The sequence below is a fragment of the Achromobacter spanius genome (assembly GCF_002812705.1).
Lineage (GTDB): Bacteria > Pseudomonadota > Gammaproteobacteria > Burkholderiales > Burkholderiaceae_B > Achromobacter > Achromobacter spanius.
Window position 1 is genome coordinate 1,248,417 of sequence record NZ_CP025030.1, and the last position, 25,487, is coordinate 1,273,903.

Genomic DNA, 25,487 nt, shown 5'->3' on the forward strand with positions numbered 1-25,487 from the left:
GCAACGTCAAGTTTCAGCCTGCATCACGGCATCAGGAATTGCAGTCTGACGCCCTATCAATTGCCATCCCCACCGGCATCCGACATCGTCAGAATGATTTTCCCAACGTTCTGAGACGACTCCATTCGGCGATGCGCGTCCGCTGCGCGTTCAAGCGGATAGGTGCTGTCAACCACGGGCACCAGACCCGCGCCGCTGGAAAAGCGGTCCAGCCAATGCTCGCGAAAGCGCTGCACCATCGCGTGCTTTTCAGTCTGCTGACGTGATTTCATGACAGTGCCGAAAATTTGCAGATGGCGATACAGGATGTCTTCCAGCGCAATGCTGACCTGGCCGCCGCCGCCCAGGATACCCACCTGAACCAGCCGCCCGCCGTTGGCCAGCGAGGCAATGTTGCGCGCAAAGTTGGGTGCGCCGATAAAGTCGATCACCACGTCCACGCCACGCTTCGATGTCCGCTCGGCCACGACCTGCGAAAAGTCCTGCGTGCGATAGTCGATGACGCAGTCGGCGCCCAGCTGCTGGACCTGCTCAAGCTTGCTGGCCTCGGCCGTGGCGTACACGGTGGCGCCCGTTGCCCGGGCAAGCTGCACCGCCGCCGACCCCACGCCGCCCGCTGCCGCGTGAATCAACACGGAATCACCCGCTTTCAGACGGCCCAGGTGCAGCATGGCTTCGTGCGCGGTGACGAACACTTCGGGAATGGCGGCCGCGTGGACGTAGTCCAGCTCCTGGGGAATGGGCAAGGCCATGCGCCAGTCCAGCCGGGCGACCTCCGCATATGCACCGCCACCCACCACGCCCATCACGCGATCGCCCGCCTTGAAGCCGCGTACGGCGCTGCCGGCTTGCAGCACTTCGCCCGCGATCTCCAGACCCATGATGGTGGAGTCACCAAAATTCGGCCGGCCATAGCCGCCACGGCGGTGGGTCAGGTCGGCACGATTCACACCCGCTGCATGGACGCGCACGATAAGGTCATCGGGCCGCATGTCGGGCTGGGCCACGTCGGCCACCTGGAGCACATCCGCCTCGCCAAACTGTTCAAAAATAATCGCTTTCATTGCTTATCCTTCAGGTCGCTTTCGTGTGACACGGCCAATGTGGCTTGCGCAATCGCCGAGGCGGTGATCGCGGCGGGAAATCCGACGTAGAACGCCAGGTGCGTGATGGCGGCCGACAGCTCATCCTGTGTCAGCCCATTGCCAACGGCGCGGCGCAGGTGCGCGGGCAATTCATCCGTATGCCCCGCGGCAATCAAGGCGGCCACGGTAATCAGGCTGCGGTCTCGCGGCGCCAACGCGGGGTCGCTCCAGATATCGGGGTAAAGCGTGTTGTCGACGAAGGCCGACAGCGCCGGGGTGAATGCACGCGCGGCTTCGCGCGGATGGCTGAAATCGATATTCGACATGGTGTGCTCCTGGTTCAAGCCTGGCTGATGAATTTGTGCGTGAGGTAGTACTCGATGCCTTCCACGCCGCCCTCCGAACCGTGTCCGCTTTCCTTCATACCGCCGAAGGGCAGTTCCGTGGCCACGATGCGGTATTGATTGATGCCGATCATTCCGGCTTCCAGGCCGTCGGCCACGTCTATCGCCGTACGGGCATTGCTGGTGAACGCATAGGCAGACAAGCCATAAGGCAGCCGATTGGCTTCTTGCAACCCGTCCGCCAGTTCATCAAAAGTCATCAGCACCGCAATCGGGCCGAACGGCTCTTCGTGCATGATCTTGGCATGCATCGGCACATCGGCCAGCACCGTCGGTTCGAAGAAGTAGCCCGCGCCGTCGATGGGCTTGCCCCCGGCCAATACCGTGGCGCCGCATGCCACCGCGTCAGCAATCAACGCCTGCATCTTCTCCAACTGGCGCGGGTTCGCCAACGGCCCCACTTGCGTATCCGGATCAAGCCCGTTGCCGACCTTCAGGGCGCGGGTAGCCTCGACGAAATGTTCACGGAATTCGTCATAGACGCCGCGCTGGACTAAAAAGCGCGTGGACGAAATGCAGACTTGGCCGGTGCCACGGAAGCGGTTGGCGGCGCCCTCGACCGCGGCGCGCTGGACATCGGCATCGTCGAACACCAGCACCGGCCCATGTCCACCAAGTTCCAGCGTGATGGGCTTCACGCCCTCGGCGGCACGCGCCGACAACAAGCGGCCGATGGGGACGGAGCCAGTGAAGGTCACCTTGCGGATCACCGGCGACGCAATCAGATGCCGCGACACGTCGTCCGGCACGCCGAAGACGACTTGCAGCACCCCTTTGGGCAAGCCGGCATCGTCCAGGGCGCGAGCCAGCGCCAGCGCGGTGGCCGGGCTCTCTTCACCGGGTTTGATGATGACGCTGCAACCGGCTGCTAGGGCGGCGGCAAGTTTGCGCGCCGGCGTGATCGCGGGAAAATTCCAGGGCGTGAACGCGGCCACCGGGCCAATTGCCTGCCGCTTGACCAGTTGCTGCACGCCGGGGCGATTGGCGGGCACGACGCGGCCGTCAATCCGCTTGGCTTCTTCGGCAAACCATTCGAAATACTCGGCGGCGCGCAACACTTCATCACGGCTTTCAGCCAAGGGCTTGCCCTCTTCAAGCGTCATCAGCGTGGCAATGTGCTCGGCACGTTCGCGCATCAATTCCGCCCCGCGCTTGAGAACACGAGCGCGCTCGTTGGGCACCGTCGTGCGCCAGGCATTGAAGGCCGGCTGCGTCGCGGCAAGCGCGCGATCCAGATCCGCCGTCGTCGCAAGCGGCACACGGCCCAGTTCCTGACGTGTGGCGGGATTCACCACGCCGGCCGTGTCGCGTTCGCCAGCGCCTATCCATTCGCCGTTGATGAAGAGGTAAAGCGGGTCATAGTTGCCGTTCATGGTTGCAAACTCCGATAAGATTGTTGGTGACCTTGGAACGGAGTCTAGGCGTGAGCGGCGCGCGGATTTAGCCCCTTGCGGAAGAATGACTTTCCCTTCCAGAGGAAAAGTCGCACGAACACAATGGGCCCACGATGGACAAGCTATACAACATGTCGGTTTTTGCGAAAGTGGTGGAGATGGGCAGTTTCACTGCCGTGGCCAACCATCTTTCCACCACGGTCGGCAACATTTCGCGCGCCGTCACGGTGCTGGAAGAAGGCCTGAATGCCCGGCTGATTCAGCGCTCCACCCGCCGCCTGGTCGTCACCGATGTGGGGCACCGCTTCTATGACCGCTGCATCGCGATCCTGGGCGACGTCGAGCAAGCCGAAGCCGAGGCGGGGCATGCAACGGTGTCGCCACGCGGCGTATTGCGCGTTCACGCCGTACCCGGCTTGGGGCGCACGCTGGTCGCCCGCGCAGCCTTGGCGTATAGAAAGACCTACCCCGACGTCTCGGTGGACCTGCTTCTGTCGCAGCGCATGCCGAATCTGCTTGAAGAACAGCTTGATGTCGGCATCGTGATCGCGCGCGCCTTGCCGGACTCCACCTACGTCAGCCAGAAGATTGGCGTCAGCCACTGCGTCTTGGCGGCATCGCCTGAGTACCTGGCACAACATCCCCCGGTGCACACCCCCGAGGACCTTGCTCAGCACACTTGCTTGTTGTTGACCACGGTGGACTATGCCCCGGACGAATGGCATCTGGAAGGCGAGAACGGCACGTTCACCCATCGGCCGTCGGGCGGGCATCTTGGCGTAAACGACATGGACGCCATGGCCACCGCGCTGCGCGATGGCGCCGGGATTGGACTGCTGGCGGGGTTCTCGGCGATCGAGGATCTGCGCCGAGGCACGCTGGTGCGGGTATTGCCCGGGTACTACACGAACCAGCGCAACGTGTATGCGCTGTACCCGTCGCGTCAGTTTGTCGACGCCAAGATCAAGCTGTTCGTGGACGCGCTGAAGCTCCATGTGGGCGAGCAGCTTGCGGGCTATGCCGCTGAGCTGGGCATCACGGCGAAAGAGACGGGCTGAAGGGATCAGCGTTTGGAATTAACGGGAATTAACGTGTCAGAATTAACGTGTCAGACTACGTTGCCGTGCCAGCATGCCTGACGCCTCAACCCTCATCCCCATCTCCATGACCAAACCCAGCATAAGACCACCCGCCCCATACGAAGACGCCGTTACGTTTCAGTTCGGCGATTCGCCCGAACTCGCCGACGAATTGCTCGCGCTGGTTCTGGCGGGCACGAAGACGGCTACTTGCGGCGCGCTGCATCACTTCGACGACGAAGAACCCGTGCCACAAGCGGGCCGGCGCGATGTCGTGCTGGATGGCCAGGGTCGCCCCGCCTGCGTCATCGAAACCACCGGCGTGTTGATCCAGCGCTTCGACCAAGTCGACGAAGCCTTCGCGCTGGCTGAAGGCGAGGGCCCGTACCCCGTTTGGCGCGACGCGCACATTGCCTACTTCGAACGCAACGGCGGGTATGCGCCGGACATGATGCTGGTGTGCGAACGCTTCCGCGTCGTAGAGGTCTATGCGCGATAGAACCTGTTTGACTTCTGGCGCACGCCGCCCGGCGATGGCGCCAACCCGTTTCAGGAGATGGGAAACATGGTGCGCGAGTACGGGAGCTTGGCGAATTGGCGTTTCAGCGGTCGGCTGCCGGCCGCATTGGTCATCGTAGGTCTGTTGAATGGTTGTTCCATGTCTTCCGGGCTGTGCGATGCATTCGGTCCCAGCAAACGCGCGTCGATCGAGGTGCCGCAAAGCGCGACGGTCGAGGAAGTGTTCGCGTGTATCGACCAAGAGACCATCGGGAATAAAGACCGTGCCCCGCTTTTCGATAGTGGCTACGCGATCCGGGATACCAGGACGGGAGTGCTTGAGACCGAGCACTACGGCACGCCAAACACGAGCGGCTTTCGTCTGAGGGCCGAGATGTCAAAGCAAGCGTCCCGGCTGGATCTTTCATTGCGAGGCGCGGGGGCCTATTGCTCGGATCTGGGCGTCGATAATGAAATGACGCGGCTGGCGTCAGACGTGGCCAGTTGCCTTCAGCGTTGAAGGCAAGGTGGCGAATTGCAGTCTGACACCTGGAGTCGACCTCGTGCCGTTCACCACGCACTCAGTCCGGCTTCCCGTCATGTTCGCCCAGCGGCCTGGCGGGCCAGTCTTCCCAACGGTTCACGCGGGTACGTTCATACGCTTCGTCGACCGGGCAACAACCTGACGTGATGAATGCCGATGCGTGTAATGCCGAGTGCCGCGGAAAGCGGTGCGTCCAGCGCCATGGGTTCGGTACGACTTCAACCATCCGTCGATACCGTAGTCGCCTCCCACGCTTGAAACTCGTCTTCCAACGCAGCATGCTTGGCTCGCACCAGCATCAACGCGTCGCTGCCCAGCAATAGATGTGCCGGAGGATCGTCAGCCTCGATCGCTGCAAGCATCGCACGGGCGGCCTTCACCGGGTCGCCAAGCTGCTTGCCGCTTTTCTCTTCACGCGCCTGCCGGATGGGGTCGAAGATGGTGTCGTAGTCCGGGATGGAACGCGGGGTGCGTGTCATTGAACGGCCGGCCCAGTCGGTACGGAATGAACCCGGCGCCACGGCGGTGACGGCGATGCCCAAGGGTTTGACCTCTTTGCCGAGGGTCTCCGAAATGCCTTCCAGCGCGAATTTGCTGCCGCAGTAATAGGCGATGCCCGGCATGGTGAGGTGTCCGCCCATGGACGTGATGTTCAGGATGTGGCCACATCGGCGCGCGCGCAGGTAGGGCAGCACGGCCTTCATCATGGCGACGGCGCCGAACACGTTCACGTCGAACTGCCGGCGCATCTCCGATAGCGACGACTCTTCCAGCACGCCCTCGTGCCCATAGCCCGCGTTGTTGACCAGAACGTCGATGGGTCCGACGCTGGTTTCGATTTCCGATACGACGTCGTCAATGCGATCGAAGTGGGTGACGTCCAGCACGCGCCCATAGGCCGCATCGGCAAGCGATTCGAAATCGCGCTTTGCCTCGTCGCTTCTTACGGTGCCCACCACGGTATGGCCGGCGGCCAGCGCTTCTTGCGCCAGCGCGCGGCCGAATCCGCTGCTGACTCCGGTGATCAGAAATATCTTGCTCAACGCCATGATGCGTCTCCAGAATACGAAAGAGAGACTGCATACTATTCTTGCGGCAGACGACTTATCAGCCAAAATTCGCTGAATTTCTTGCATAAAGCTATGAGCCATGACTACACCCCGAATCAGGATTCGGCCACACTGCCCGATACGCGAAAGCGCACGGTCGCGCTGCTGCGCGACTTGGCGCCCACGGAAGGCTATAACCTGACCGCGCTGCCCAGCGTGCGTATCCTGCGTTCCGACCGTGCGCTTTCGCGCACCCCGGTTTTGTATGACCCAGGCATCGTGATCGTGTGCCAAGGACGTAAGCGCGGGTACTTTGGCGGGCAGCTGTACCAGTACGACGCGGATCATTATCTTGCCGTCTCGGTGCCGGTTCCCTTCAGCATGGAAACCGATGCCACGCCGGACCGCCCGTTGCTAGCGCTGTATCTGCATCTTGATTTCACGGTGGCTGCCGAGCTGGCCGCGCAGATCGGCAACACAGGCATGGGCGATGGGGCAGACGTGCCTCAAAGCATGATGTCGACGCGGATGGACGACAGGATGCATGCCTCGGTGCTGCGCTTTCTTGAAGCCATGCACCGGCCAATCGAAGCCGCCGTGCTGGGACCGGGCCTGCTGCGCGAACTGTACTTCCGCGTGCTGACCGGGCCACAGGGCGGCGCGCTGCGAGAGGCGCTGGCGATGCGAGGACAGTTTGGCAGGATAGGGATGTCGCTACGGCAGATTCATGCCGACTACGCCAAGCCGCTTGATGTGACGCAGCTTGCCCACAAGGCGGGCATGAGCGTGCCCAGCTTCCACAGCCATTTCAAGGCGGTTACGCAGGTGTCGCCGATGCAGTACGTGAAGTCGACGCGACTGCATCAGGCCAGGTTGTTGATGGTGCGCCAGGACTTGACGGCGGAAGCGGCGGGCCATGCCGTGGGCTACACGAGCCCATCGCAATTCAGCCGGGAATTCAAGCGGCTGTTCGGCTTGACGCCCGCAGCCGAAGCGAAACGCATGCGTGAAAGTTTCGCGATACCGGCGTCGTTTGCCGACGCCACGTATGTGTCGTCGCACTGACGCTGGCGCTAGAGCCTATCCAGGCGCTTGGGGTTGAACGCCCACTGATGGGTCTCGTCCGCCGTGCATTGGATGACGGTCTTGAGGTGTCGACTGGGGCCGATGTCCTTCAACTTGATCTCCCCGTTGCACACCGGGCAGTCTCCCCCCAGCGTGGTGAGAGAGATGCGGCCCGCCTTGTCGGCTTCTAAGTTGAAGGCGCCCACTAAGCGGACGAAGCCCTTGCGCATCAAGCCACGCCCGACGAGGAAGGCGATGCCACTTGGAATGAACAGCCAGAACCACCAGACGCCCCATCTGAAGACTATATCGCCGATTGTCATCAGCACGCCGGCCGCGCCAAGCGCCGTGAGCCAACCCCGCTTGATTGGGCGGCCGGCCAGCGTCAGGGGAATGACATCGGTTCGAACGAGTTCGGGTTGATCCCAGCCGCCTTCCTTGGATAGCGGCTTTTGCGGCTCGTTCCAGCCGCCGTCCTTCGGTAGCGGCTGTTGCGGCTGAGCCGCGGGGAAAGTTTGATCAGTATTGAAGTCGCCAAGGGGCGGAAGTTTGCTGGGCTCGGAAAAGCCGGACAAGGTCTTGGTGCATTCGTCGCAAAGACGGCCACGGCCGCGATGCGCGGCCCCACAAGTTTCGCAATGCACGCGCGCTTCCTCGCGAATGATGACAACGGCCAAAAGGATACAACTGATTGGGGGATTCAATCGACGGTAGGCGGCGAGGCGGTCTGGCGAGGCGCTTGGCGGCGTGTTTGTCGGACAAGCATTTCCGTACACTTTACGTTCCACATCACGGGTAGCCGCGCATGCCACCAAGCCCCCTGGAAAGCCAGCTTGCCTTCCTACGTGAAATCGACAGGCTCAAGACCGTCGTGCGGCAATCCCCGTTGCTAGACCGCAGCAGAAAGGAAAACTCAGCCGAGCATTCCTGGCACCTGGCGATGTATGCCCTGATCCTAGAAAGCGGCGTGTCTCTTGAACAGGTGCTCGCACGGTATGGGCCTGCCATCCAAAGGGGCGCGCCCCGGCTATGGGAAGAATGCGAGAGGTGGGTGAGGCGGCATTTTCAGCTGCGAACAAACGCAAGCAGCAATTGATAATCGCCCTGGTCGGCTGCGCGCAGCGCGTCGAGATAGCGAGTCCGAGCGTCGGAGGCGTTCACAAGATTTCCAGCGCCGCCCCAGGAAAACTGCGGTTGCCCCAGGCTGCGTAGAAGAGCGTCAGCCATCATTCGGGAATGCCGCCCGTTGCCGTTGGGGAACGGGTGAATCCAGACCAGGTCGCGGTGAAAGCGGGCGGCGATTTCGTCAGGGGGATAAGAGCCATGCTCGATTCCCCAGCGTGTGTTGGCAAGCAGTTGCGCCAACCGTGTGCTCACCTGCGTCCAGTCACAACCTATATTCTTGTCTGACTGACGAAACGTTCCTGCCCAGGTCCAGGTCTGGTCAAACATTTTGGAATGGAGCGTTCGGCAGAATCCTTCACTCAGAACATCTTGCGAGCGAGCCCGTTTCAACCAGCGCATCGCTCGCAACAAGTTTTCCTGCTCCCAGTCATTCAAGTCGCCCTTGGTGGCAAGGTGCTCCGGAATGAGGCCCGCCTGTTCATCGGGGTCCAGTGGTGTCTGGCCATCTTGATAGTCAAGATCTAGCGCCATAGCGCGGACCATCGGCCCCGTAGCAGTTCATCGGTTCTTCGCTCTACTTGTTTACGAAGTCGACCCTCCGTTGGGCGTTGGTCTTCGAGGCCCATGGTGTGCGCAACGCCGCCAACCTCTTCAAGTGCGACCGCGCGGGCGCGCTCTTGAACCATATCCGTGAGCGGCTTGCGCGGCACCAGGGCATAAACAAGTTCACAATCAAGTCCGTCCGCCAGCTTGCGGAGTTGCCCTAGCGTGATGCGTTCGTCGGCTTCCGCCTGTTCTGATTTATGCAGGGTCGGTGCCGAAATGCCCAGACGTTGGGCTTGCTGCCGCTGACTTAAGCCGAGCGATTCCCGGATCAGCTTCAGCCAACCGCTAGCAGGCGCTTTTCGCGTCAGCAGATTGGCATAACCAGAAAGAGCCGCCTGCAGTTGTTCCAGGCGAAGTTGGTTGAGTTCGGGAGACATTTGCTAGCCTATAGGCTTTCATAAGTTATAAAAATATTAGCCTATAGTGCAGCATAATTGCAAAATTTGTTAGCCTATAGTGCAACAAAATAGCTGCTTTTGCTGCACTATAGGCTAACGGTGGAGGTTTGACGATGAACGGTCCCTGCTCATCCCCACGCCTCCCACACCCGTCCCACCAAAAAACAAGGGCCGCAAATCTGCGGCCCTTGCTCATTTCCTACCTGCCTGAATCAATCAGGCCTTGCGCACCTGCGCGATCAGCGCGTCCAGTTGCGTCAGCATCAGGTCGATTTCTTCGGCCGTCACGTTCAGCGCCGGCATGAAGCGCAGCAGGTTCGGGCGCGGGGCGTTCAGCAGCAGGCCTTGGGGGTTTTGGTTGCGGGCGGCTTCGACGATGGCGGGGCCGTCGTCTCGGTCCATGATCAAGGCGCGCAGCAGGCCTTGGCCGCGCTCGCCCTTCATGCCGTACTTGGCCGACAGGGCCAGCAGACCTTCGGACAACTGCTTGGAACGCGCGTTGACGGCGTCCATGAAGCCCGGGGCAGCCAGTGTGTCGAACACGGCCACGCCCACGGCGGTGGTCAGCGGGTTGCCGTTGTACGTGCCGCCCTGGTCGCCGTGCGAGAACACGCAGGCGTCCTGGCGGGCCAGCAGCGCGGCCAGCGGCACGCCGCCGCCGATGCCCTTGGCCAGCGTCATGATGTCGGGCGTGACGTCGGAATGCTGGTAGGCGAACATCTTGCCGGTGCGGCCCATGCCGGTCTGGACTTCGTCCACGATCAGCAGCAGTTGGTTCTCGTCGGCCAGCTTGCGCAGGCCTTGCATGAACTCTTTGGTAGCGGGGATGACGCCGCCTTCGCCCTGCACCGGTTCCAGCATGATGGCGACGGTCTTGTCGTCGATCAGCTTTTTCACGGATTCCAGGTCGTTCAGTTCCGCCTTGGGGAAGCCTTCCACTTGCGGGGCGAACATCTTGTCCCAGCCCGGCTTGCCCGATGCGGACATCGTGGCCAGCGTGCGGCCGTGGAAGCCGTGGTTCATGGTGATGATCTTGTAGGCGCCGTTCTTCTTGACCTGGCCCCACTTGCGCGCCAGCTTGATGGCGCCTTCGTTGGCTTCGCCGCCGCTGTTGGCGAAGAAGACGCGGTCAAAGCAGGACGCGCCGGTCAGGCGTTGGGCCAGCTCGATCGAGGGGATGTTGTAGAACGCCGGCGACGGGTTCATCAGCTTTTGCGACTGTTCAACCAGCGCGCGCTGCATTTCCGGGGCCGAGTGGCCCAGCGTGTTCACGGCCCAGCCCTGCACGAAGTCCAGATATCGCTTGCCCGCGTGATCCTCCAGCCAGGATCCCTTGCCGCTGACGAACACGAGGTCCGGGCGGGAAGTGATATCCATGAGGGTGTTGACGTTGAACTGGCTGAATTCCATGGCGGTTCCTGCGGGGGGTAAGGACAGCGGTGAAGGAAGAAGTTCGCGGCGGAAAGCGCGAAAAGGCAAATGTAGCACCGACAGAGGGATGCTATCGTGACGCACCCCCCGCCGAATCGCCCCGGGCCGCCTCACAAGGGCCGCCTGATCGGGCGCTCTATTTTATGAGCAGTGGCGCGCCCTGCGCGCGCACTCCGTTGTCGCTTTTTACTGACCAATCATGAAACGTATCCTTTCCAGTCTTGCCGCTGGCCTGACGCTGGCGGCGGCCAGCGCCACGGCGCACGCCGAGTTTCCCGACCGCCCCATCCGCCTGGTGGTGCCTTTCCCGCCCGGGCAGGCCACCGACATCTTTGCCCGCGCCCTGGCTGAAAAGCTGGGCGCCGCCGTCAAGCAACCGATCGTGGTGGAAAACCGCGCGGGCGCCGGCAGCAACATCGGCATGGAGCAGGCCGCCCGCGCCACGCCGGACGGCTACACGCTGGTCATCGCGGGCAGCGCGGCAGCGGTCAACCAGACGCTCTACAAGAACATCAAGTACAGCCTGACGCAGGATTTCGCGCCGGTCTCGGGCGTGTTTTCGGTGCCACTGATGTTCCTGGCCACGCCGGCCTCGGGCATTACCTCGCTTAAGCAACTGGTGACCCAGGCGCGCGCCAATCCGGGTGAACTGGCGTATGCCAGCGCCGGCATCGGCGGCACGCAGCACTTGTCGGCCGAGATGTTCAAGGCGGCTGCCGATATTGATATCCGCCACATTCCGTACAAGGGCAGTGGCCCGGCGCAAGCGGACTTCCTGGGGCACCAGGTGCCGCTGATGGTGGACTCCGTTACGGCCGGCCTGCCGCACGTGCAAAGCAAGAAGGCCGTGGCGCTGGCGGTCACCACCGCCAAGCGCCTGCCGCAATTGCCGGACGTGCCGACGGTGGCGGAATCCGGCTACCCGGGTTTTGAAGCCATCGGCTGGGCCGCCGTGCTGGCCCCGCGCGACACGCCGCCCGAGGTGACCAACTACCTGAGCCAGCAGATCAGCGCGGCGCTCAACACCCCGGAAATGCAGAAGTTCCTGCGCGACCGAGGCGCCGAGCCGATGCCGCTGACGCCTGAGGCCACCGGCAAGTTCATTGCCGCTGAAGTGGACAAGTGGGGCCGCGCGGTCAAGCAGTCCGGCGCGCAAGTGGACTAAGCGTCCAGGCGTTGCCAGGAAGCCGTCCCGGGGTCTGTTCATATCCCGGGGCGGCTTTTTTATTTCCCGATGCCTTCAGCCACCCAGGTCAAGTTGCCGGCTGAAGGTCGGGTGATCTTTCACGTTGCTTGACGCTTCCAGATCAGCCCGGCGGCCAGTGCAAGCGCCGCGCCGATGGCCACCGAGGCCACCGCAAAACCAAGTCGGACGTCCTGGGCACTGGCGCCATCAGGCGCGATGGCGATGAACAATCCGCCGACCATGGCGACGCTTACGGCGGCGCTGATCTGCAGGGTGGCGGTTACCAGGCCCGACGCCAAACCCGCCCAACGTGTTTCGACCTGGTCCACGTTCAAGCGCACCAGTGCAGGAAGCGCAATGCCTTGCCCGGCGCCGATCAGGAACAAGGGCAGCGGGAGCCAGGACGCCACACCGGCAACGGCCAAGGCGGCAACCATGATCAGGCCGAACACCTCCAGCATCATGCCCACTGCGGCGGTACGTGAACCTATTCGCCGGACGATATGCGGGCTGCACAGCGGCCCAAGGAAGAAGCCGATACCAAGCGGCAGGACCGCCAGACCGGCCGTCAGGGCATCGTGTCCCAGGCCGCTCTGCTCGTACACCGCGAACACGAAGAAGAACGCGGCTAGCGCATAGAAGAAGAACGTGGATGCCAGGCTGCGCCGCAGCCCGCGCCCGACCAACAGCGAGGGCAGGACCAAGGGCGTTCGGCCCGCAAGTTCCTGTGCTTTTTCGTAGCGCCAGAAGAGCCACAGCAAGGGCATGCTCAAGATCAGCAGCGCCACGCACCATACTGGCCAGTGACGCTCGCGCCCTTCGATAAGCGGCACCACAAACGCCAGCAAGCCAGCCGCCAGCAACAGCGCCCCGGGCACGTCCAAACGCGCCGAACGCTCGGCTCGGCTTTCACGCAGCAACAACAGCGCTGCGGGAACGGCAAGCACGATGATGGGAAGGTTGATCAGAAAAACGCTACGCCAACCCAGTCCCCATGGGCTGGTCGACACCAGCACGCCGCCCAGCAATTGACCGCCCACGGAAGCCAAGCCGAATGTCGCGCCATAGAGACTTAGCGCGCGGTTCTTTTCGCTGGCCGGAAAGAGGGCGTGTATGGACGCCAATGATTGCGGCGCCATGATCGCCGCCGATATCCCTTGCAGCAAGCGGCCGACAATAAGCAGGTCCGGCGATGGCGCCAGGCCGCACAACGCCGAAGCGACGCCAAAACCAAGCATGCCGCTCACGAACACGCGCTTTCGGCCATAGAGATCGCCCAAGCGCCCGCCCAGGATCAACGTGACAGCATAGGACGCGGCATAGACCGAGATCACCAGTTGCGAGACATCCGACGTGGCTTGCAGGCCCACGCGGATCGCAGGCAGCGCTACGTTGACGATGAAGAAATCCAGGGGCGGCAAGAGGGTGCCGGTCAGGAGGACAAGCAAGGCAAGCCAACGGCGCGAGTCAGGGGCATAGACCACCACGGGCAAAGCTTGGTTATTCATGGCTAGAGGTTCCAGACCAGACCGCCCGAAGTTCGAGAAATAGTGCGTCCACGGGCGGCGCGGTCGATGTCGGCATCGACGATTGAGCGGCATCATGACACCCTCAATGTTGTTTGCTAACCGCCATTTCTGCATATTTTTCGTGCATTTTTGCACGCGAAGGTGTGCCGCTGAATGAAGCGACGTTCGCCTCTTCCTGGTGCGGTTCATGCCCGCATCCGGCGCATGGCGCGCACTACATCGGGGCAACGTCCAAGCGCTTGGTGCCGCGCTCCCGGCGCGCGCGGAATGGCACGGAACTTGCTTTTCCAGCTTTGTATACCGAATTGGTGTGCAACGCGTTGACCCGCCCTGGGCGACGCGCGCCCTGGAGAGTCCCCTCATGAACCGCAGAACCCTGTTGTTGTCCCTTTGCACCGCCGCCAGCCTGCTGGCCGCGCCGCTGACGCATGCCGACACGCTGGACGATATCGTCAAAGCCGGCACCATCAAGATCGCCGTGCCGCAGGATTTCCCGCCCTTCGGTTCGGTGGGCGCCGACATGAAGCCGCTGGGCTATGACATCGATACGGCAGCACTGATCGCCAAGCAACTGGGCGTGAAGCTGGAGCTGGTGCCGGTCACCAGCGCCAACCGTGTGCCGTACTTGCAGACCCGCAAGGTGGATCTGGTGATCTCCAGCCTGGGCAAGAATGCGGAACGCGAGAAGGCCATCGACTTTTCGGATGCCTATGCGCCGTTCTTCAATGGCGTGTTTGGTCCGGCGGACCTGAAGGTATCGTCCGCGGCCGACCTGGCCGGCAAGACCATCGGTGTCACGCGCGGCGCGGTGGAAGATATCGAGCTGTCGAAGATTGCGCCGGCAACCGCCACCCTCAAGCGCTATGAAGACAACAACGGCACCATCACGGCCTTCCTGTCAGGCCAGGTGCCGATGATCGCCACCGGCAACGTGGTTGCCGCCGCCATTCTGGCGCGCAACCCGGCCAAGAAGCCCGAAACGAAATTCCTGATCAAGAACTCGCCTTGCTACATCGGCATGAACAAGGACGAGCCCAAGCTGCGCGCCAAGGTCAACGACATCCTGGCCGCCGCCAAGCGCGACGGCTCGCTGTCGGCGATCTCGCAGAAGTGGCTGGGGGCCGAGCTGCCCAAGGACCTGTAAGTCCGGAAGGCGGCCATCATGGCTTATCAATACGACTTCGCGTCGGTGTTCGACTACACGCCGGTGCTCATCAAGGGCATCGGCGTCACGATCGAACTGATTGCCTTCGGCGCGGTGGCGGGCGTGGCGCTGGGCATCGCCTGCGCCTGGGTCCGCACGCAGGGGCCGCGCGCGCTGCGCGCCCCCGTGACGGCCTATGTCGAGGTCATCCGCAACACGCCGTTCCTGATCCAGTTGTTCTTCGTCTTCTTCGGCTTGCCGTCGCTGGGCATACAACTGGGCGAAATGCAGGCCGCCTGCCTGGCGATGGCCTTGAACCTGGGCGCCTACAGCACCGAGATCATCCGCGCCGGTATCGATGCCACCCCCAAAGGGCAGTACGAGGCCGGCGCCAGCCTGGCGATGACGCGCTTTCAGGTGTTCCGGCACGTGGTGCTGAAACCCGCGTTGCAACGCATCTGGCCCGCACTGTCGTCGCAGATCGTGATCGTGATGCTGGGCTCGGCGGTGTGTTCGCAGATTGCGGCTGAAGACCTGACCTTTGCCGCCAACTTCATCCAGTCGCGCAACTTCCGCGCGTTCGAGGTGTACCTGGTTACCACCGGCATCTATCTGGCCCTGGCCATCGTCTTGCGCCAATTGCTGCGCATGACGGGCCGGCGTCTGTTTCGCAAGGCGGCGCGATGATTGAATTTTCAATGTGGGACATCGTCCGCAACCTGCTGTTGGCCGCGCGCTGGACGGTGGTGCTGTCGCTGGTGGCGTTCGCGGGCGGCGCGCTGATGGGCGTGCTGGCGCTGATGATGCGCACGTCTCGCGTGGCGCTGATGCGGCGAGCCAGTTGGGCGTACATCGAACTGTTCCAGGGCACGCCGCTGCTGATGCAACTGTTCCTGGCGTTCTTCGGCCTGTCGTTGCTGGGCCTGGAAGTGCCGCCGTGGCTGGCCGCGGGCGCGGCGCTGACGCTGTGGTCGGGCGCGTTCCTGGCCGAGATCTGGCGCGGCTGCGTGGAAGCGATTCCGAAAGGCCAGTGGGAAGCGTCCGCCAGCCTGGCGCTGGGCTACGTGCAGCAGATGCGCTACGTGGTGCTGCCGCAGGCGCTGCGCATTGCCATTGCGCCCACCGTCGGCTTCGCCGTGCAGATCGTCAAGAGCACCGCGCTGACCTCCATCATCGGGTTCACAGAGCTGTCCAAGGCCAGCACGGTGATCACCAACGCCACGTTCAGTCCCTTCACCGTCTATGCCTGCGCCGCGCTGATCTACTTCGCGCTGTGCTGGCCCCTGTCGCGCCTCAGCCTCCGGCTGGAAAGGAAGTTGCATGCCCCTCATCGCCCTTGAAGACGTCCGCAAGAAATTCGGCGACAACGAAGTCCTGAAGGGGGTGACGCTGCGCGTCGAACCCGGTGAGGTCATCGCCATCATCGGCAAGAGCGGCTCGGGCAAGAGCACGCTTTTGCGCTGCGTGAACGGGCTGGAACAGATTGACGGCGGCGCCATCATGGTGGCCGACGCGCAACTGGGCGACGATGAACTGCGGCTGCGCGCGCTGCGGCTCAAGGTGGGCATGATCTTTCAGCAATTCAACCTGTTCCCGCACCTGACGGTGGGGCGCAACGTGATGCTGTCGCCCATGGTGGCCAAGCGCATGCCGGAGGCGGAAGCGGCCGACATGGCGCGCGCCATGCTGACGCGCGTGGGGCTGGCGCACAAGTTCGATGCGTGGCCCGAGGAACTGTCGGGCGGGCAGCAGCAGCGCGTGGCGATTGCCCGCGCGCTGGCGATGCAGCCCTTGGCCTTGCTGTGCGACGAGATCACGTCGGCGCTGGACCCGGAACTGGTCAACGAAGTGCTGGCGGTGGTGCGCGAACTGGCCGCCGATGGCATGACGCTGCTGATGGTCACGCACGAAATGCGTTTTGCGCGCGAAGTGTGCAACCGCGTCGTCTTCATGCATCAGGGTCGCGTGCATGAGATTGGCCCGCCGGAGGAATTGTTCACGGCGCCCGCCACCCCCGAATTGCGCCAATTCCTGGGGATGACGAACCTTTGATCAGTCGTGCGGCGTTGATCGTTGAGCGCTGAACGCTGAACCCCGAACTTTAAGCGCTGAACGTCGAACGATGTCCGGCGGCGATCAGCGCGAAAAGCCGCGCGCCGCGATCTCCCAGATGTCTTGCACCACGCCGTCGCGCACCACCACCAAGCCGTCATGCAGGTTGAAGGTCGGGTCCACATGCGAGGGCACCAGACGCAACACATCACCCAGCGCGGGCGCCTGCGCGCCGGGCGCCACGCTCACCACGCCGTGCTCGTCGTTGATGGCGGCATAGGTCAGGCCGTCCACGCCGAAGACCGCGGGCGGACCGCATTCGGCGGTGGTGGATTTCAGGCCCGCGTCCAGGATCACGCGCTCGGGCGCGGGCACGCTCATCACGGTGGACAGCACGAACAGGCTGTTCTGGAAGCGGAGCGGGCCGTCCCACTCATTGGCGCCGTAGTCGCCGTCCATGAAAGCATAGGACCCCGCTTGCAGTTCCGTGTAGACGCCGCTTGCCGCGTCGAATTCCGCGCTGCCCGTGCCGCCGCCCGTGATGACGTCGCAGGCGATGCCGCTTTCCCGCAGCAGTTGCGCGTAGGACGCCGCAATGCGCGCCGCCTGCCGACACACCTGGGCGCGTTCTTCGCGCGTGCGGGCGTGTTGCACCGAGCCGTGGTAGGCCTGCAAGCCCACGAAATTCACGCCAGGCAGGTCGCGCGCCTGCTGCGCCAGGGCCAGCACCAAGGCGTCGTCCGACACGCCGCAGCGGCCTTGCCCGACGTCAACTTCCACCAGCACGTCGATCTCGGCCCCGGCATGCACCATGGCTTGGGAAATGTCCGCCAAGTTCTTTGCGTTGTCCACGCAAACGCTCATCTTGGCGATGCGCGCCAGTTGACCCAGCAAGGCCAGCTTGGGCAGCCCGACCACTTCGTTGCTGATGTGGATGTCATGGATGCCGGCGGCCACGAAGGGCAGGGCTTCGCTGACTTTCTGGCAGCAGATGCCGCGCGCGCCCAGGGCCAGTTGGCGCAGGGCGATCTCGGGGCATTTGTGCGCCTTGGCGTGCGGGCGCAATGCGACGTCGTGACGGTCGGCCCAGGCCTGCATGGCGCGCAGGTTGGCCTCGAACGGCGCCAGATCCAGCACCAGGCTGGGGGTGTCGACGCGGGCCAAGGGATCGCCGGGTTGCGCGGCCGGGGGCAGCGCTATGCCGCGTATGACTTCCTGGGACATCGGGGTAACTCCGTTATCTACAGCGCGTGGGATGTAACCGTGGGGCAGGACGCCATAACCAAAGGACGACCATCCATAACCAAAGGGTTCATTGACCCCCAGGTAAACGATAGCTCCGTAACCATTGGCTACGCATGCCCCGCATGCCAGAATTTCAACATGAAAACGGCCCCCAAGGGGAGGCCCATTTTTGCGCCGTGGCGGCGCTTTTCCTGAACCGCCCGATGCAGGAATGACAAGACGATTTTCGTCACACGAACCCTACCCAACAACACCCGGAGAAGCACGCATGAAACTCAAACACTGGATCACCGCCCTGACCGTCGCGGTTGCCGCGGTCGGCACCGTGGGTACCGCACAGGCCCAGCAGTTCTTCCGCATTGGCACGGGCGGCACGGCCGGCACGTACTACCCCATCGGCGGCATCATCGCCAACGCCGTGTCGCAGCCGGGCAAGCTCGTCGCCACGGCGGTGGCTTCCAACGGTTCGGTGGCCAACATCAACGGCATCCTGGGCGGCTCGTTCGAAGCCGGCTTCACGCAGTCGGACGTAGCGTTCTGGGCCTACAGCGGCACCGGCACCTTCGAAGGCAAGCCCAAGGCGCAAGACCTGCGCCTGATCGCAACCCTGTACCCGGAAAGCATCCACCTGGTGACGCGCAAGGGCGCGGGCATCAAGAGCGTGGCCGACCTGAAGGGCAAGCGCGTGTCGATGGACGAACCGGGCTCGGGCACGCTGGTTGACGTGCGCCTGATCCTGGGCGCCTACGGCATGACCGACAAGGACATCAAGGCCGAATACCTGAAGCCCAACCAAGCCGGCGACAAGCTCAAGGACGGCGGCCTGGATGCGTTCTTCTTCGTGGGCGGGGCACCGGCCGGCGCCATCGCCGAACTGGCCTCCAGCGGCGGCGGTATCGAAATCGTGCCGCTGGTCGGCCCGGAAATTGACGCGCTGCGCGCCAAGCAGGAGTTCTTCACGCCTGACACCATCGCCGCCAACACCTATCAGAACGTGGGCGAAGTGAAGACCATCTCGGTCAACGCGCAAATGGTCACGTCGGCCAAGCAGTCCGAACAGGTCGTGTACGACGTCACCAAGGCGCTGTACAGCGACGCCACGCGCAAGACGCTGGACAACGGCCACGCCAAGGGCAAGCTCATCACGCGCGAAAACGCGATCAAGGGCGCCGGCATCCCGTTCCACCCGGGCGCCGAGAAGTTCTACAAGGAAATCGGCCTGCTGAAGTAAGCCCAAGCCGTCCCCCCGACGGCGATACGCCGGCGCGCCGGGTCACCCCGGTGTCGCCCCGGCATTGCGCAGGGCCGCCTAGTGCGGCCCTGTTTGCGGATTCACCTGAGAAATACGTCGATGGAAATAGACCACGAAAAGACCCAGCAACTAGCGGAAAAGTACGATTCCGAAATCCGCTTCCGGCCCCTGGACAAGACCGCCACCTGGATCGTTTCCGGCCTGCTGGTGACGCTCTCGATCTTTCACTACTACACCGCCGGCTTTGGCCTCTTGCGCGAAGCCACCCATCGCGGCGTGCACCTGGCTTTTGTGCTGAGCCTGATTTTCCTGGTGTTCGGCTTTTCAAAGTCGCACTACCAGCGCGAGCCGAAGTCCACGTGGTGGGCGCCGGGCGGCATCCCGCTGTATGACTGGATCATCGCCGTGGCGCTGGCGCTGTCGGTGATGTACATCCCGTACATCTTCGAAGACTTGGCGTTCCGCGTGGGCAATCCGCTGCCCATCGACGTGTTCATGGGGTCGATCCTCTTGATCGGCCTGTTGGAAGCCACGCGCCGCGCCATGGGCTGGCCGTTGCCGATCATCGCCATCGTGTTCATGGCCTACGCCATGTTCGGGCCTTACTTCCCCGGGCTGCTGCAGCACGCCGGCAACACCTGGTCCCAGATCGTCAACCACATGTACCTGACCAGCCAGGGCGTGTATGGCGTGGCGGTCGGCGTGGTGGCCACCTACGTGTTCCACTTCGTGCTGTTCGGCGTGCTGGCCACCCGTATCGGCTTGGGCCAGTTGTTCCTGGACGTGGCCTCGACCGTTGCCGGGCGCTACGCGGGCGGACCCGCCAAGGTGTCGGTGTTCGGCTCGGCCATGTTCGGCATGCTGTCGGGTTCGTCAGTGGCCAACGCGGTCACGGTCGGGTCGCTGACCATTCCCGCCATGATCCGCGTCGGCTACCCCCGGCACTTCGCGGCGGGCGTCGAAGCCGCCAGCAGCACGGGCGGACAGATCACGCCCCCCATCATGGGCGCGGCCGCGTTCCTGATGATCGAGTTCCTGGGCATTCCGTACCAGCAGATTGCGATTGCCGGCGTTTTCCCGGCCTTCCTGTACTTCTTCGGCCTGTTCATGCAGGTGCACTTCGAGGCCAAGCGTGAAGGGCTGCGCGGCCTGACGCCCGAAGAAATGCCGAAGCTGAAGCAGTCGATCAAGATGCGCTGGCCTACGTTGATCCCGCTGGTCCTGCTGATCGGCGTGCTGGCCAGCGGCCGCACGCCTTATCTGGCGGCGTTCGCGGGCATTACGGGCTGCATCCTGGTGGGCTTGCTGAATCCGTATCAGCGCTTGCGCCTGCGCGACCTGTACGAAGCCTTCGAGACCGGCGCCAAGTACGCGCTGGCCGTAGGCGCCGCCGCCGGCACCGTGGGCATCGTCATCGGCGTGGTCACGCTGACCGGCGTGGGCTTCAAGGTGTCGTACATCGTGATCTCGGCGGCGCAGTCCATCGCGGGCGTGGCATCGGTGGTGATCCCGGAAGCCATCGCCAACACGCAATCGCTGACGCTGGTGGCCGCGCTGATCATGACGGGCATCGTCTGCATCCTGATGGGCTGCGGCATTCCCACCACGGCCAACTACCTGATCATGGTGGCGGTGGCCGCCCCCACCCTTGTGCAGTTGGGCGTGCAGCCGATCGCGGCGCACTTCTTCGTGTTCTATTTCGGCATCCTGGCAGACATCACGCCACCGGTGGCACTCGCCGCCTATGCGGCGGCCGGCATGGCGGGCAGCGACCCGTTCAAGACCGGCAACACGGCGTTCAGGCTGGGCATCACCAAGCTGATCGTGCCGTTCGTGTTCGTGTTTTCGCCATCGCTGCTGATTTCGGTGCAGGGCTTTACCTGGTACGACTTCTTCGTGACGCTGATCGGTTGCATGGTGGGCCTGGTGCTGCTGTCGGCCGCGTTCTCGCGCTACATGCTGGTCGGCATGAAGAGCTGGGAACGGTGGGTGTGCACGGTGGGAGCGTTGCTGACGATCGTGCCGGGCGTGGCTAGCGGCTTGATCGGGCTGGCCATCTGCATCCCGGTGTTCATCCGCCAGCTTGCCGGACTGAAGCTGGAGAATGCAGCCAAGGCGGCCTAGCGCGGCACGCCAAAAGCAATCTGGCAAGAGATAAAACAGGGGCGGACTTAGGTGTCCGCCCCTGTTTTTCTTTCGGCCAATCACGCATTTTGTCAGCAAATAAGGGCAGAATGGGGGCCGTCAAACGACAGGGTGACGTCATACAACATTCCGCCTTTTCGCCGGTTGCCCGGCTAAATAAATCAGCGTAAAGTAAAATTCATGTTTGCTGGTCTGCCGATATGCGGGCCGACTGTGCAAACAGGCACAAACTGCGCCATATGTTCGATATCCTGGTTTATCTGTTCGAGAATTACTACACGCCGCAAGCCTGTCCTGCGGCCGATGTGCTCGCTAAGCGGCTTGCCGCTGCCGGTTTCGAGCACGAAGACATCGACGACGCTCTCGGTTGGCTGTATGGCCTGGCCGAGACAACCGAACGATGTGTCGACCTCGCTCAGGCGCCCAACACCGGAACCCGGATCTACACCGACAACGAATACAGCCAGCTCGGCACCGAATCCATCGGCTTCATCGCCTTCCTGGAATCGGCCGGCGTGCTGCCGGCGCCCCTGCGTGAGATCGTCATCGACCGAGGCCTGGCTTCGCCCGAAACGCCCGTGCCGCTTTCCAAGATCAAGATCATTGCCCTCATGGTTCTCTGGAGCCAGGAAGCCGAGATCGACAACCTGGTCCTGGAAGAGCTGCTGGACGAAGAAGGCGTGCGGCTGTTGCACTGACCCGACGCGCAGGCCCTTGCTTTTGCTGTGACCTACGTAGGCCGATTCGCCCCCAGCCCTAGCGGCCCGCTGCACGCGGGTTCGCTTGTGGCCGCGCTGGCCAGTTGGCTGGACGCGCGCGCCCACGGCGGGCGCTGGCTGCTGCGCATGGAAGACGTGGATACGCCCCGCACCGTCGCGGGCGCCGCCGACACCATCATGGCGCAGTTGAACGCGTTGGGCCTGCATTGGGACGGCGACGTCATGTGGCAGTCGCAACGCAACGCCGCTTACCAATCCGCTTTTGACGCCCTGGCCGCACGTGGCCTGATCTACGGCTGCGGCTGCACGCGGCGCGAAATCGCCGATTCCGCACTGCGCGGCCAGACCGCGCCGGGCGCCGACGGCGAGCGACCCTACCCAGGCACCTGCCGTCACGGCTTGCCGCCCGGCCGGCAAGCGCGCGCCTGGCGCTTGCGCGTGCCCGACGGCATCGAACGCTTTGAAGACCGCTGGCTGGGTCCGCAGGAGCAGGACGTGGCAACCGCTGTCGGCGACTTCGCCTTGCGGCGCGCGGACGGCTTGTGGGCGTATCAGCTGGCGGTGGTGGTGGACGACGCCGAGCAGGGCGTCACCGATGTGGTGCGTGGCGCGGACTTGCTCAGTTCCACGGCGCGCCAGCGCGTGCTGGGCCGCCTGCTGGGCTTGCCGCCGCTGCGCTATCTGCATGTGCCGTTGATCCTGGACGCCGCCAGCGGGCTGAAGCTGTCCAAGCAGAATGGCGCCGCCGCCATCGACATCGATACGCCGATGGCCGCGCGGGCCGCCCTGGCCGACGCCTGGCGTGCGCTGGGGTTCGACCCCATTGCCGCGCCGGACCGTGCCGACTTTCTTCGGACGGCCACCGCGCAGTGGGCGCGGCGCTTTCCGCTGCCTTAGCCGCTGATCCACTACAGCGGCTGCAAGTCCTCGCCCAGCATTCGCACCAGCAAGGCTTCGCCGTTCTCGGCCACGCGCAGTTCGCCATAACGCGCAACCTCATAGCGCTTGGCCTGGCCTTCCGGAAAGAAATACGCATTGGTCACAATGCGCACGCCCCGGTCGCGCAGGCGATAGCGCAACGGCACTTCGTCCGCCGCATGCGGCTGCGCGTTGGGCTGGATGCGCAAGGGCGTGGCAACCCCACGTGCATCGGCTTGCAGCATCACATAGCCGTCAGGCTCGAAACCCAGGACGACGTCATCGTCCGCCGTGCGATCGGCGCTTAGCCGCAGGCGCGTGATATCCCGGCTGGCCGCGAAGTTCAGCGCCATGTAGTCGCCCTGCATCAGCGACCGGGGGTCCACCGGCGCCAATTCCAGAATCACCACCTTGCCCGTGGCCAGCAGCTTCTCGCGCTGCCAGATGCCGCCGTTGGCCACCACCAGCACCAGCGCCAGGCCGCCCAGGATGGCCAGCGTGCGCCAGCGCAACTGCGCCGACACCGGCGGCAGCGGCACGCGCCGTTGGGGCGCTTGCGTGCGCATCAGCCTGGGCACCAGCCACACCAGGCCACGCAGCACGAACAACAGCAGCGCCCCGCCGCCCAGCCACAGTGCCTTTTGCAGCAAGGGGACGTCCAACTGGTAGTAATAGACGCCCAGATAGGCCAGCAGGCTCAAGACCCCAAAAATGACCAGGCGCAATTGGTTCAGCCCAAAGCCCAGCAACAGCCAGGCCAGCGCAAAGCCCACGCCCGGGCTGGGTAGCCAGAACAGCGCCAGGACAAGCAGGGCGATCGGCACGCCCCAGGTCACGCCAGCCGTCAGCACATGGCGGCGTGGCCATAGCACCGCCATTGCCGCCGCCGCCGGCAGCAGCGCGCCCGCCACGAGCAGCAAGGCGCCCTGGGGGTTCAGTTGCCACATGGCGGGCAGATGCAGGGCCGAAATGCCGCCCGCCAGCCACACCATGCCTTGCACGGACAGCAGGAAGGCCCAGGCCAGCGGCTCCAGCGCATGACCGCGCTTGCCGCCCACGTGGTGGCTCCAGGTCAGGATGACGGCGGTAGCCCAGGCGCCGATCACGGCGATCGGCAGCCAGACAAAGCCGGCGCGTCCCGCGTCGAAATAAAGCCAGGCGTCCAGCAGGTCGTCCCGCATCAACTCCGGCGACAAGCCGCGCCAGATCAAGGCGGCGCCTGCCGCCGCGATCATCAGGCCCGACAGAAAACGCAGGATGACGTCAGGCCCCAGCGCGTAGATCACCGCCGCCAGCAGCAGCACAAAGAAGCAGGCGCTGGTGAACGAGGTCGAGCTGGACAAGCCGTAGATGATGAGGATCTGGCCCGTAAAAGCCATCGCCGTGCCGCATTGCCGCCAGAACGGCCCGGCGTCGCTGCGCAGCACCGCCACGCCCGCCCCGCACAACACCAGCCCGGCGATCAGCGCGCCTTCGTCCGACGTCACGATGCCCGAGAACGCCACGAACACCAGCAGCAGCAAGGTCGCCAGCCAGGCGCTCAGGCCCAGCAGACATTGCACATACCAGGGGGGTTCGGCATGCGGCGTGGCAACGGGCGCCAGTTGCGCCACGGCGGCGCCGGAATCGCCCGGCTCGACGGCATTGCCCGCCGAGGCCGCGGCCGGTTCGGCATCCGCGGCGGCCACGGCAGCCTGGGGCTGCGCCGCCAGCCTGCGCAACCAGCGCGCCGCCAGCACCGCTTCGGCCATCAGCAAGGCGGCCAGGGGCAGGGCGGCCCACACGCCGGGCTCCAGCCGCAGCAGCCATTCGCCCACCACCCGCAGCGACACGCAGATGACGCCGGCGGCCAGCATGGCCAGAATGACCAGGTCCAGCCGGCCGCGCTGATAGTAAAAGCCCAGCCCCAAGGTTGCCGCCAGCCAGGCGATGCCGTTCAGCGACCCCACGCCGCGCACGATGAAGTCGCCGAACATCAGCGACAGCACCAAGGCGCTGATGGCGATGGCCGCCAGCACGCGCGGGCCGATCATCGTGCTGGCGCGCCAGCGGCGTGCCGCCAGTTCCCAGCCCAGTAGCAAAGTCAGGTTCAGCGCCGCCATGATCAGGTTGGGCAGGCCCGCGCCGTCAAGGAGGGCGTACCAGGTGAAGACGCGCTCGCCCAGCCACAGGGCAACCGCCATATTCAGCACCAGGGCCCACAATAGCCACACAGCCTGGCTGGCCGATGCCAGCGCCCAGGGCAGCAGCAGAACCGCCCACCAGGCGAACAATTCCCAGGTATCGGCGCCAGTCTGGTAAGTTTGACCCAATAACGCGAGCAAGGCGCCCAGCAAGATGCCGGCCAAAGCCAAAAGCGCGCCGGGGACGCTGCGCCGTACGCCAGGCTTGCCGCGCAGGCGCAATCCGGCCCAGGCAGCAGCCAGCGCAGAAATGGCCAGCAAGCCTTGCGTGCCGGCAAAGCGTTGCACTTTTGTCATGTCCTGCCAGTTGGCGGCGACCCAGCAAATCGCAGCGCTGCCCAGCAGCAAAACGCCTAGCCACAAGGTGCTTCGCGCCAGGAATTGACGCCAAGCGTGCAGTTCGGATCCCGCTTGCCTTTCAGTGCCGACTTGCATC

25 protein-coding genes are annotated in these 25,487 nt (G+C 63.9%); 14 read left to right on the forward strand and 11 right to left on the reverse strand.

Translation table 11 applies throughout. The features are described 5' to 3' along the window. Window positions 1-56: 56 nt before the first annotated feature. The 3 genes from CVS48_RS05600 to CVS48_RS05610 are packed head-to-tail and all read right to left on the reverse strand — an operon-like array spanning window position 57 to window position 2,862. Window positions 57-1,064 carry an NAD(P)H-quinone oxidoreductase gene (locus tag CVS48_RS05600; RefSeq protein ID WP_100853612.1) on the reverse strand — a complete coding sequence of 336 codons (1,008 nt, stop codon included), beginning with the start codon at window positions 1,062-1,064 and terminating at the stop codon, window positions 57-59. Continuing rightward, window positions 1,061-1,411: a carboxymuconolactone decarboxylase family protein gene (locus CVS48_RS05605; protein WP_100853613.1), complete on the reverse strand. Its 351-nt coding sequence runs from the start codon at window positions 1,409-1,411 to the stop codon at window positions 1,061-1,063. Before CVS48_RS05605 ends, CVS48_RS05600 begins: the two co-directional genes overlap by 4 nt. 14 nt (window positions 1,412-1,425) lie before the next feature. Next, complete coding sequence (locus tag CVS48_RS05610; RefSeq protein WP_100853614.1) at window positions 1,426-2,862, reverse strand: NAD-dependent succinate-semialdehyde dehydrogenase; 1,437 nt, start codon at window positions 2,860-2,862, stop codon at window positions 1,426-1,428. Between the two features lie 134 nt (window positions 2,863-2,996). On the opposite strand from CVS48_RS05610, the gene CVS48_RS05615 reads away from it, so the two are divergent. From CVS48_RS05615 to CVS48_RS05625, 3 genes are all read left to right on the forward strand, one after another. Then, a complete protein-coding gene (locus CVS48_RS05615; protein WP_100853615.1) occupies window positions 2,997-3,941 on the forward strand; it encodes a LysR family transcriptional regulator in 945 nt (314 codons plus the stop codon). A 73-nt stretch (window positions 3,942-4,014) separates the two neighbouring features. Then, on the forward strand, window positions 4,015-4,461 hold the full coding sequence (locus CVS48_RS05620; protein WP_242001358.1) for an ASCH domain-containing protein: 447 nt from the start codon (window positions 4,015-4,017) through the stop codon (window positions 4,459-4,461). Window positions 4,462-4,527: 66 nt separating this feature from the next. Further along, complete coding sequence (locus CVS48_RS05625) at window positions 4,528-4,980, forward strand: hypothetical protein (protein WP_100853616.1); 453 nt, start codon at window positions 4,528-4,530, stop codon at window positions 4,978-4,980. A gap of 242 nt (window positions 4,981-5,222) precedes the next feature. Here CVS48_RS05625 and CVS48_RS05630 read toward each other — a convergent pair whose 3' ends face one another. After that, window positions 5,223-6,053, reverse strand: coding sequence for an oxidoreductase (locus CVS48_RS05630; protein ID WP_100853617.1), 831 nt, complete (start codon window positions 6,051-6,053; stop codon window positions 5,223-5,225). A gap of 93 nt (window positions 6,054-6,146) precedes the next feature. On the opposite strand from CVS48_RS05630, the gene CVS48_RS05635 reads away from it, so the two are divergent. Then, a complete protein-coding gene (locus CVS48_RS05635; RefSeq protein ID WP_100853618.1) occupies window positions 6,147-7,118 on the forward strand; it encodes an AraC family transcriptional regulator in 972 nt (323 codons plus the stop codon). 8 nt (window positions 7,119-7,126) lie between these two features. On the opposite strand, the gene CVS48_RS05640 is transcribed toward CVS48_RS05635, so the two are convergent. Next, window positions 7,127-7,906, reverse strand: a complete 780-nt coding sequence (locus CVS48_RS05640; protein WP_126376233.1) for an ECF transporter S component family protein — start codon at window positions 7,904-7,906, stop codon at window positions 7,127-7,129. A 17-nt stretch (window positions 7,907-7,923) separates the two neighbouring features. On the opposite strand from CVS48_RS05640, the gene CVS48_RS05645 reads away from it, so the two are divergent. Then, window positions 7,924-8,214 carry an HD domain-containing protein gene (locus CVS48_RS05645; protein ID WP_100853620.1) on the forward strand — a complete coding sequence of 97 codons (291 nt, stop codon included), beginning with the start codon at window positions 7,924-7,926 and terminating at the stop codon, window positions 8,212-8,214. Here CVS48_RS05645 and CVS48_RS05650 read toward each other — a convergent pair. The 3 genes from CVS48_RS05650 to CVS48_RS05660 form a co-directional block, all read right to left on the reverse strand. Beyond that, on the reverse strand, window positions 8,184-8,774 hold the full coding sequence (locus tag CVS48_RS05650) for a mobile mystery protein B (protein WP_100853621.1): 591 nt from the start codon (window positions 8,772-8,774) through the stop codon (window positions 8,184-8,186). The genes CVS48_RS05645 and CVS48_RS05650 overlap by 31 nt on opposite strands. Then, window positions 8,765-9,226 carry a mobile mystery protein A gene (locus tag CVS48_RS05655; RefSeq protein WP_100853622.1) on the reverse strand — a complete coding sequence of 154 codons (462 nt, stop codon included), beginning with the start codon at window positions 9,224-9,226 and terminating at the stop codon, window positions 8,765-8,767. The genes CVS48_RS05650 and CVS48_RS05655 overlap by 10 nt, the downstream gene beginning before the upstream one ends. A gap of 237 nt (window positions 9,227-9,463) precedes the next feature. Beyond that, on the reverse strand, window positions 9,464-10,657 hold the full coding sequence (locus CVS48_RS05660; protein ID WP_100853623.1) for an acetylornithine transaminase: 1,194 nt from the start codon (window positions 10,655-10,657) through the stop codon (window positions 9,464-9,466). 220 nt (window positions 10,658-10,877) lie between these two features. Here CVS48_RS05660 and CVS48_RS05665 point away from each other — a divergent pair, with 220 nt between their 5' ends. Next, window positions 10,878-11,843 carry a Bug family tripartite tricarboxylate transporter substrate binding protein gene (locus tag CVS48_RS05665; RefSeq protein WP_100853624.1) on the forward strand — a complete coding sequence of 322 codons (966 nt, stop codon included), beginning with the start codon at window positions 10,878-10,880 and terminating at the stop codon, window positions 11,841-11,843. Window positions 11,844-11,962: 119 nt separating this feature from the next. Here CVS48_RS05665 and CVS48_RS05670 read toward each other — a convergent pair whose 3' ends face one another. Beyond that, entirely contained in the window at window positions 11,963-13,372 is a 1,410-nt protein-coding gene (locus tag CVS48_RS05670) for an MFS transporter (protein WP_100853625.1), read from the reverse strand. A gap of 382 nt (window positions 13,373-13,754) precedes the next feature. Here CVS48_RS05670 and CVS48_RS05675 point away from each other — a divergent pair, with 382 nt between their 5' ends. The 4 genes from CVS48_RS05675 to CVS48_RS05690 are packed head-to-tail and all read left to right on the forward strand — an operon-like array spanning window position 13,755 to window position 16,589. Then, on the forward strand, window positions 13,755-14,537 hold the full coding sequence (locus CVS48_RS05675) for a transporter substrate-binding domain-containing protein (RefSeq protein ID WP_100853626.1): 783 nt from the start codon (window positions 13,755-13,757) through the stop codon (window positions 14,535-14,537). Between the two features lie 18 nt (window positions 14,538-14,555). After that, a complete protein-coding gene (locus tag CVS48_RS05680) occupies window positions 14,556-15,224 on the forward strand; it encodes an amino acid ABC transporter permease (RefSeq protein WP_100853627.1) in 669 nt (222 codons plus the stop codon). Next, window positions 15,221-15,877 (forward strand): amino acid ABC transporter permease, encoded by a 657-nt coding sequence (locus CVS48_RS05685; RefSeq protein WP_100853628.1) that lies wholly within the window; start codon window positions 15,221-15,223, stop codon window positions 15,875-15,877. Before CVS48_RS05680 ends, CVS48_RS05685 begins: the two co-directional genes overlap by 4 nt. Then, a complete protein-coding gene (locus CVS48_RS05690; protein WP_050447434.1) occupies window positions 15,858-16,589 on the forward strand; it encodes an amino acid ABC transporter ATP-binding protein in 732 nt (243 codons plus the stop codon). The genes CVS48_RS05685 and CVS48_RS05690 overlap by 20 nt, the downstream gene beginning before the upstream one ends. 84 nt (window positions 16,590-16,673) lie before the next feature. On the opposite strand, the gene CVS48_RS05695 is transcribed toward CVS48_RS05690, so the two are convergent. Next, window positions 16,674-17,813 carry a DSD1 family PLP-dependent enzyme gene (locus CVS48_RS05695; RefSeq protein ID WP_100853629.1) on the reverse strand — a complete coding sequence of 380 codons (1,140 nt, stop codon included), beginning with the start codon at window positions 17,811-17,813 and terminating at the stop codon, window positions 16,674-16,676. 289 nt (window positions 17,814-18,102) lie between these two features. Between CVS48_RS05695 and CVS48_RS05700 the strand changes: the two genes are divergently transcribed. The 4 genes from CVS48_RS05700 to gluQRS all read left to right on the forward strand — a co-directional run bounded on the left by CVS48_RS05700 (window position 18,103) and on the right by gluQRS (window position 22,847). Continuing rightward, on the forward strand, window positions 18,103-19,065 hold the full coding sequence (locus CVS48_RS05700) for a TAXI family TRAP transporter solute-binding subunit (RefSeq protein ID WP_100853630.1): 963 nt from the start codon (window positions 18,103-18,105) through the stop codon (window positions 19,063-19,065). Between the two features lie 120 nt (window positions 19,066-19,185). Beyond that, window positions 19,186-21,210: a TRAP transporter permease gene (locus CVS48_RS05705; RefSeq protein ID WP_100853631.1), complete on the forward strand. Its 2,025-nt coding sequence runs from the start codon at window positions 19,186-19,188 to the stop codon at window positions 21,208-21,210. 260 nt (window positions 21,211-21,470) lie between these two features. After that, entirely contained in the window at window positions 21,471-21,929 is a 459-nt protein-coding gene (locus CVS48_RS05710) for a Smg family protein (protein WP_050447430.1), read from the forward strand. A gap of 27 nt (window positions 21,930-21,956) precedes the next feature. Then, the gene (gene gluQRS / locus CVS48_RS05715) at window positions 21,957-22,847 is read left to right on the forward strand and encodes a tRNA glutamyl-Q(34) synthetase GluQRS (protein WP_100853632.1); all 891 of its coding nucleotides are present in this window, start codon (window positions 21,957-21,959) and stop codon (window positions 22,845-22,847) included. Window positions 22,848-22,858: 11 nt separating this feature from the next. On the opposite strand, the gene CVS48_RS05720 is transcribed toward gluQRS, so the two are convergent. Beyond that, entirely contained in the window at window positions 22,859-25,486 is a 2,628-nt protein-coding gene (locus tag CVS48_RS05720) for a GDYXXLXY domain-containing protein (protein WP_100853633.1), read from the reverse strand. Between the last annotated feature and the right edge of the window lies 1 nt (window position 25,487).

What these genes read in the sequence shown, in the direction of transcription:
- CVS48_RS05600 (WP_100853612.1), bottom strand. Translation starts at nt 1,064, where the DNA reads ATGAAAGCGATTATTTTTGAACAGTTTGGCGAGGCGGATGTGCTCCAG.
- CVS48_RS05605 (WP_100853613.1), bottom strand. Translation starts at nt 1,411, where the DNA reads ATGTCGAATATCGATTTCAGCCATCCGCGCGAAGCCGCGCGTGCATTC.
- CVS48_RS05610 (WP_100853614.1), bottom strand. Translation starts at nt 2,862, where the DNA reads ATGAACGGCAACTATGACCCGCTTTACCTCTTCATCAACGGCGAATGG.
- CVS48_RS05615 (WP_100853615.1), top strand. Translation starts at nt 2,997, where the DNA reads ATGGACAAGCTATACAACATGTCGGTTTTTGCGAAAGTGGTGGAGATG.
- CVS48_RS05620 (WP_242001358.1), top strand. Translation starts at nt 4,015, where the DNA reads ATGCCTGACGCCTCAACCCTCATCCCCATCTCCATGACCAAACCCAGC.
- CVS48_RS05625 (WP_100853616.1), top strand. Translation starts at nt 4,528, where the DNA reads ATGGTGCGCGAGTACGGGAGCTTGGCGAATTGGCGTTTCAGCGGTCGG.
- CVS48_RS05630 (WP_100853617.1), bottom strand. Translation starts at nt 6,053, where the DNA reads ATGGCGTTGAGCAAGATATTTCTGATCACCGGAGTCAGCAGCGGATTC.
- CVS48_RS05635 (WP_100853618.1), top strand. Translation starts at nt 6,147, where the DNA reads ATGAGCCATGACTACACCCCGAATCAGGATTCGGCCACACTGCCCGAT.
- CVS48_RS05645 (WP_100853620.1), top strand. Translation starts at nt 7,924, where the DNA reads ATGCCACCAAGCCCCCTGGAAAGCCAGCTTGCCTTCCTACGTGAAATC.
- CVS48_RS05650 (WP_100853621.1), bottom strand. Translation starts at nt 8,774, where the DNA reads ATGGCGCTAGATCTTGACTATCAAGATGGCCAGACACCACTGGACCCC.
- CVS48_RS05655 (WP_100853622.1), bottom strand. Translation starts at nt 9,226, where the DNA reads ATGTCTCCCGAACTCAACCAACTTCGCCTGGAACAACTGCAGGCGGCT.
- CVS48_RS05660 (WP_100853623.1), bottom strand. Translation starts at nt 10,657, where the DNA reads ATGGAATTCAGCCAGTTCAACGTCAACACCCTCATGGATATCACTTCC.
- CVS48_RS05665 (WP_100853624.1), top strand. Translation starts at nt 10,878, where the DNA reads ATGAAACGTATCCTTTCCAGTCTTGCCGCTGGCCTGACGCTGGCGGCG.
- CVS48_RS05670 (WP_100853625.1), bottom strand. Translation starts at nt 13,372, where the DNA reads ATGAATAACCAAGCTTTGCCCGTGGTGGTCTATGCCCCTGACTCGCGC.
- CVS48_RS05675 (WP_100853626.1), top strand. Translation starts at nt 13,755, where the DNA reads ATGAACCGCAGAACCCTGTTGTTGTCCCTTTGCACCGCCGCCAGCCTG.
- CVS48_RS05680 (WP_100853627.1), top strand. Translation starts at nt 14,556, where the DNA reads ATGGCTTATCAATACGACTTCGCGTCGGTGTTCGACTACACGCCGGTG.
- CVS48_RS05685 (WP_100853628.1), top strand. Translation starts at nt 15,221, where the DNA reads ATGATTGAATTTTCAATGTGGGACATCGTCCGCAACCTGCTGTTGGCC.
- CVS48_RS05690 (WP_050447434.1), top strand. Translation starts at nt 15,858, where the DNA reads ATGCCCCTCATCGCCCTTGAAGACGTCCGCAAGAAATTCGGCGACAAC.
- CVS48_RS05695 (WP_100853629.1), bottom strand. Translation starts at nt 17,813, where the DNA reads ATGTCCCAGGAAGTCATACGCGGCATAGCGCTGCCCCCGGCCGCGCAA.
- CVS48_RS05700 (WP_100853630.1), top strand. Translation starts at nt 18,103, where the DNA reads ATGAAACTCAAACACTGGATCACCGCCCTGACCGTCGCGGTTGCCGCG.
- CVS48_RS05705 (WP_100853631.1), top strand. Translation starts at nt 19,186, where the DNA reads ATGGAAATAGACCACGAAAAGACCCAGCAACTAGCGGAAAAGTACGAT.
- CVS48_RS05710 (WP_050447430.1), top strand. Translation starts at nt 21,471, where the DNA reads ATGTTCGATATCCTGGTTTATCTGTTCGAGAATTACTACACGCCGCAA.
- CVS48_RS05720 (WP_100853633.1), bottom strand. Translation starts at nt 25,486, where the DNA reads ATGCAAGTCGGCACTGAAAGGCAAGCGGGATCCGAACTGCACGCTTGG.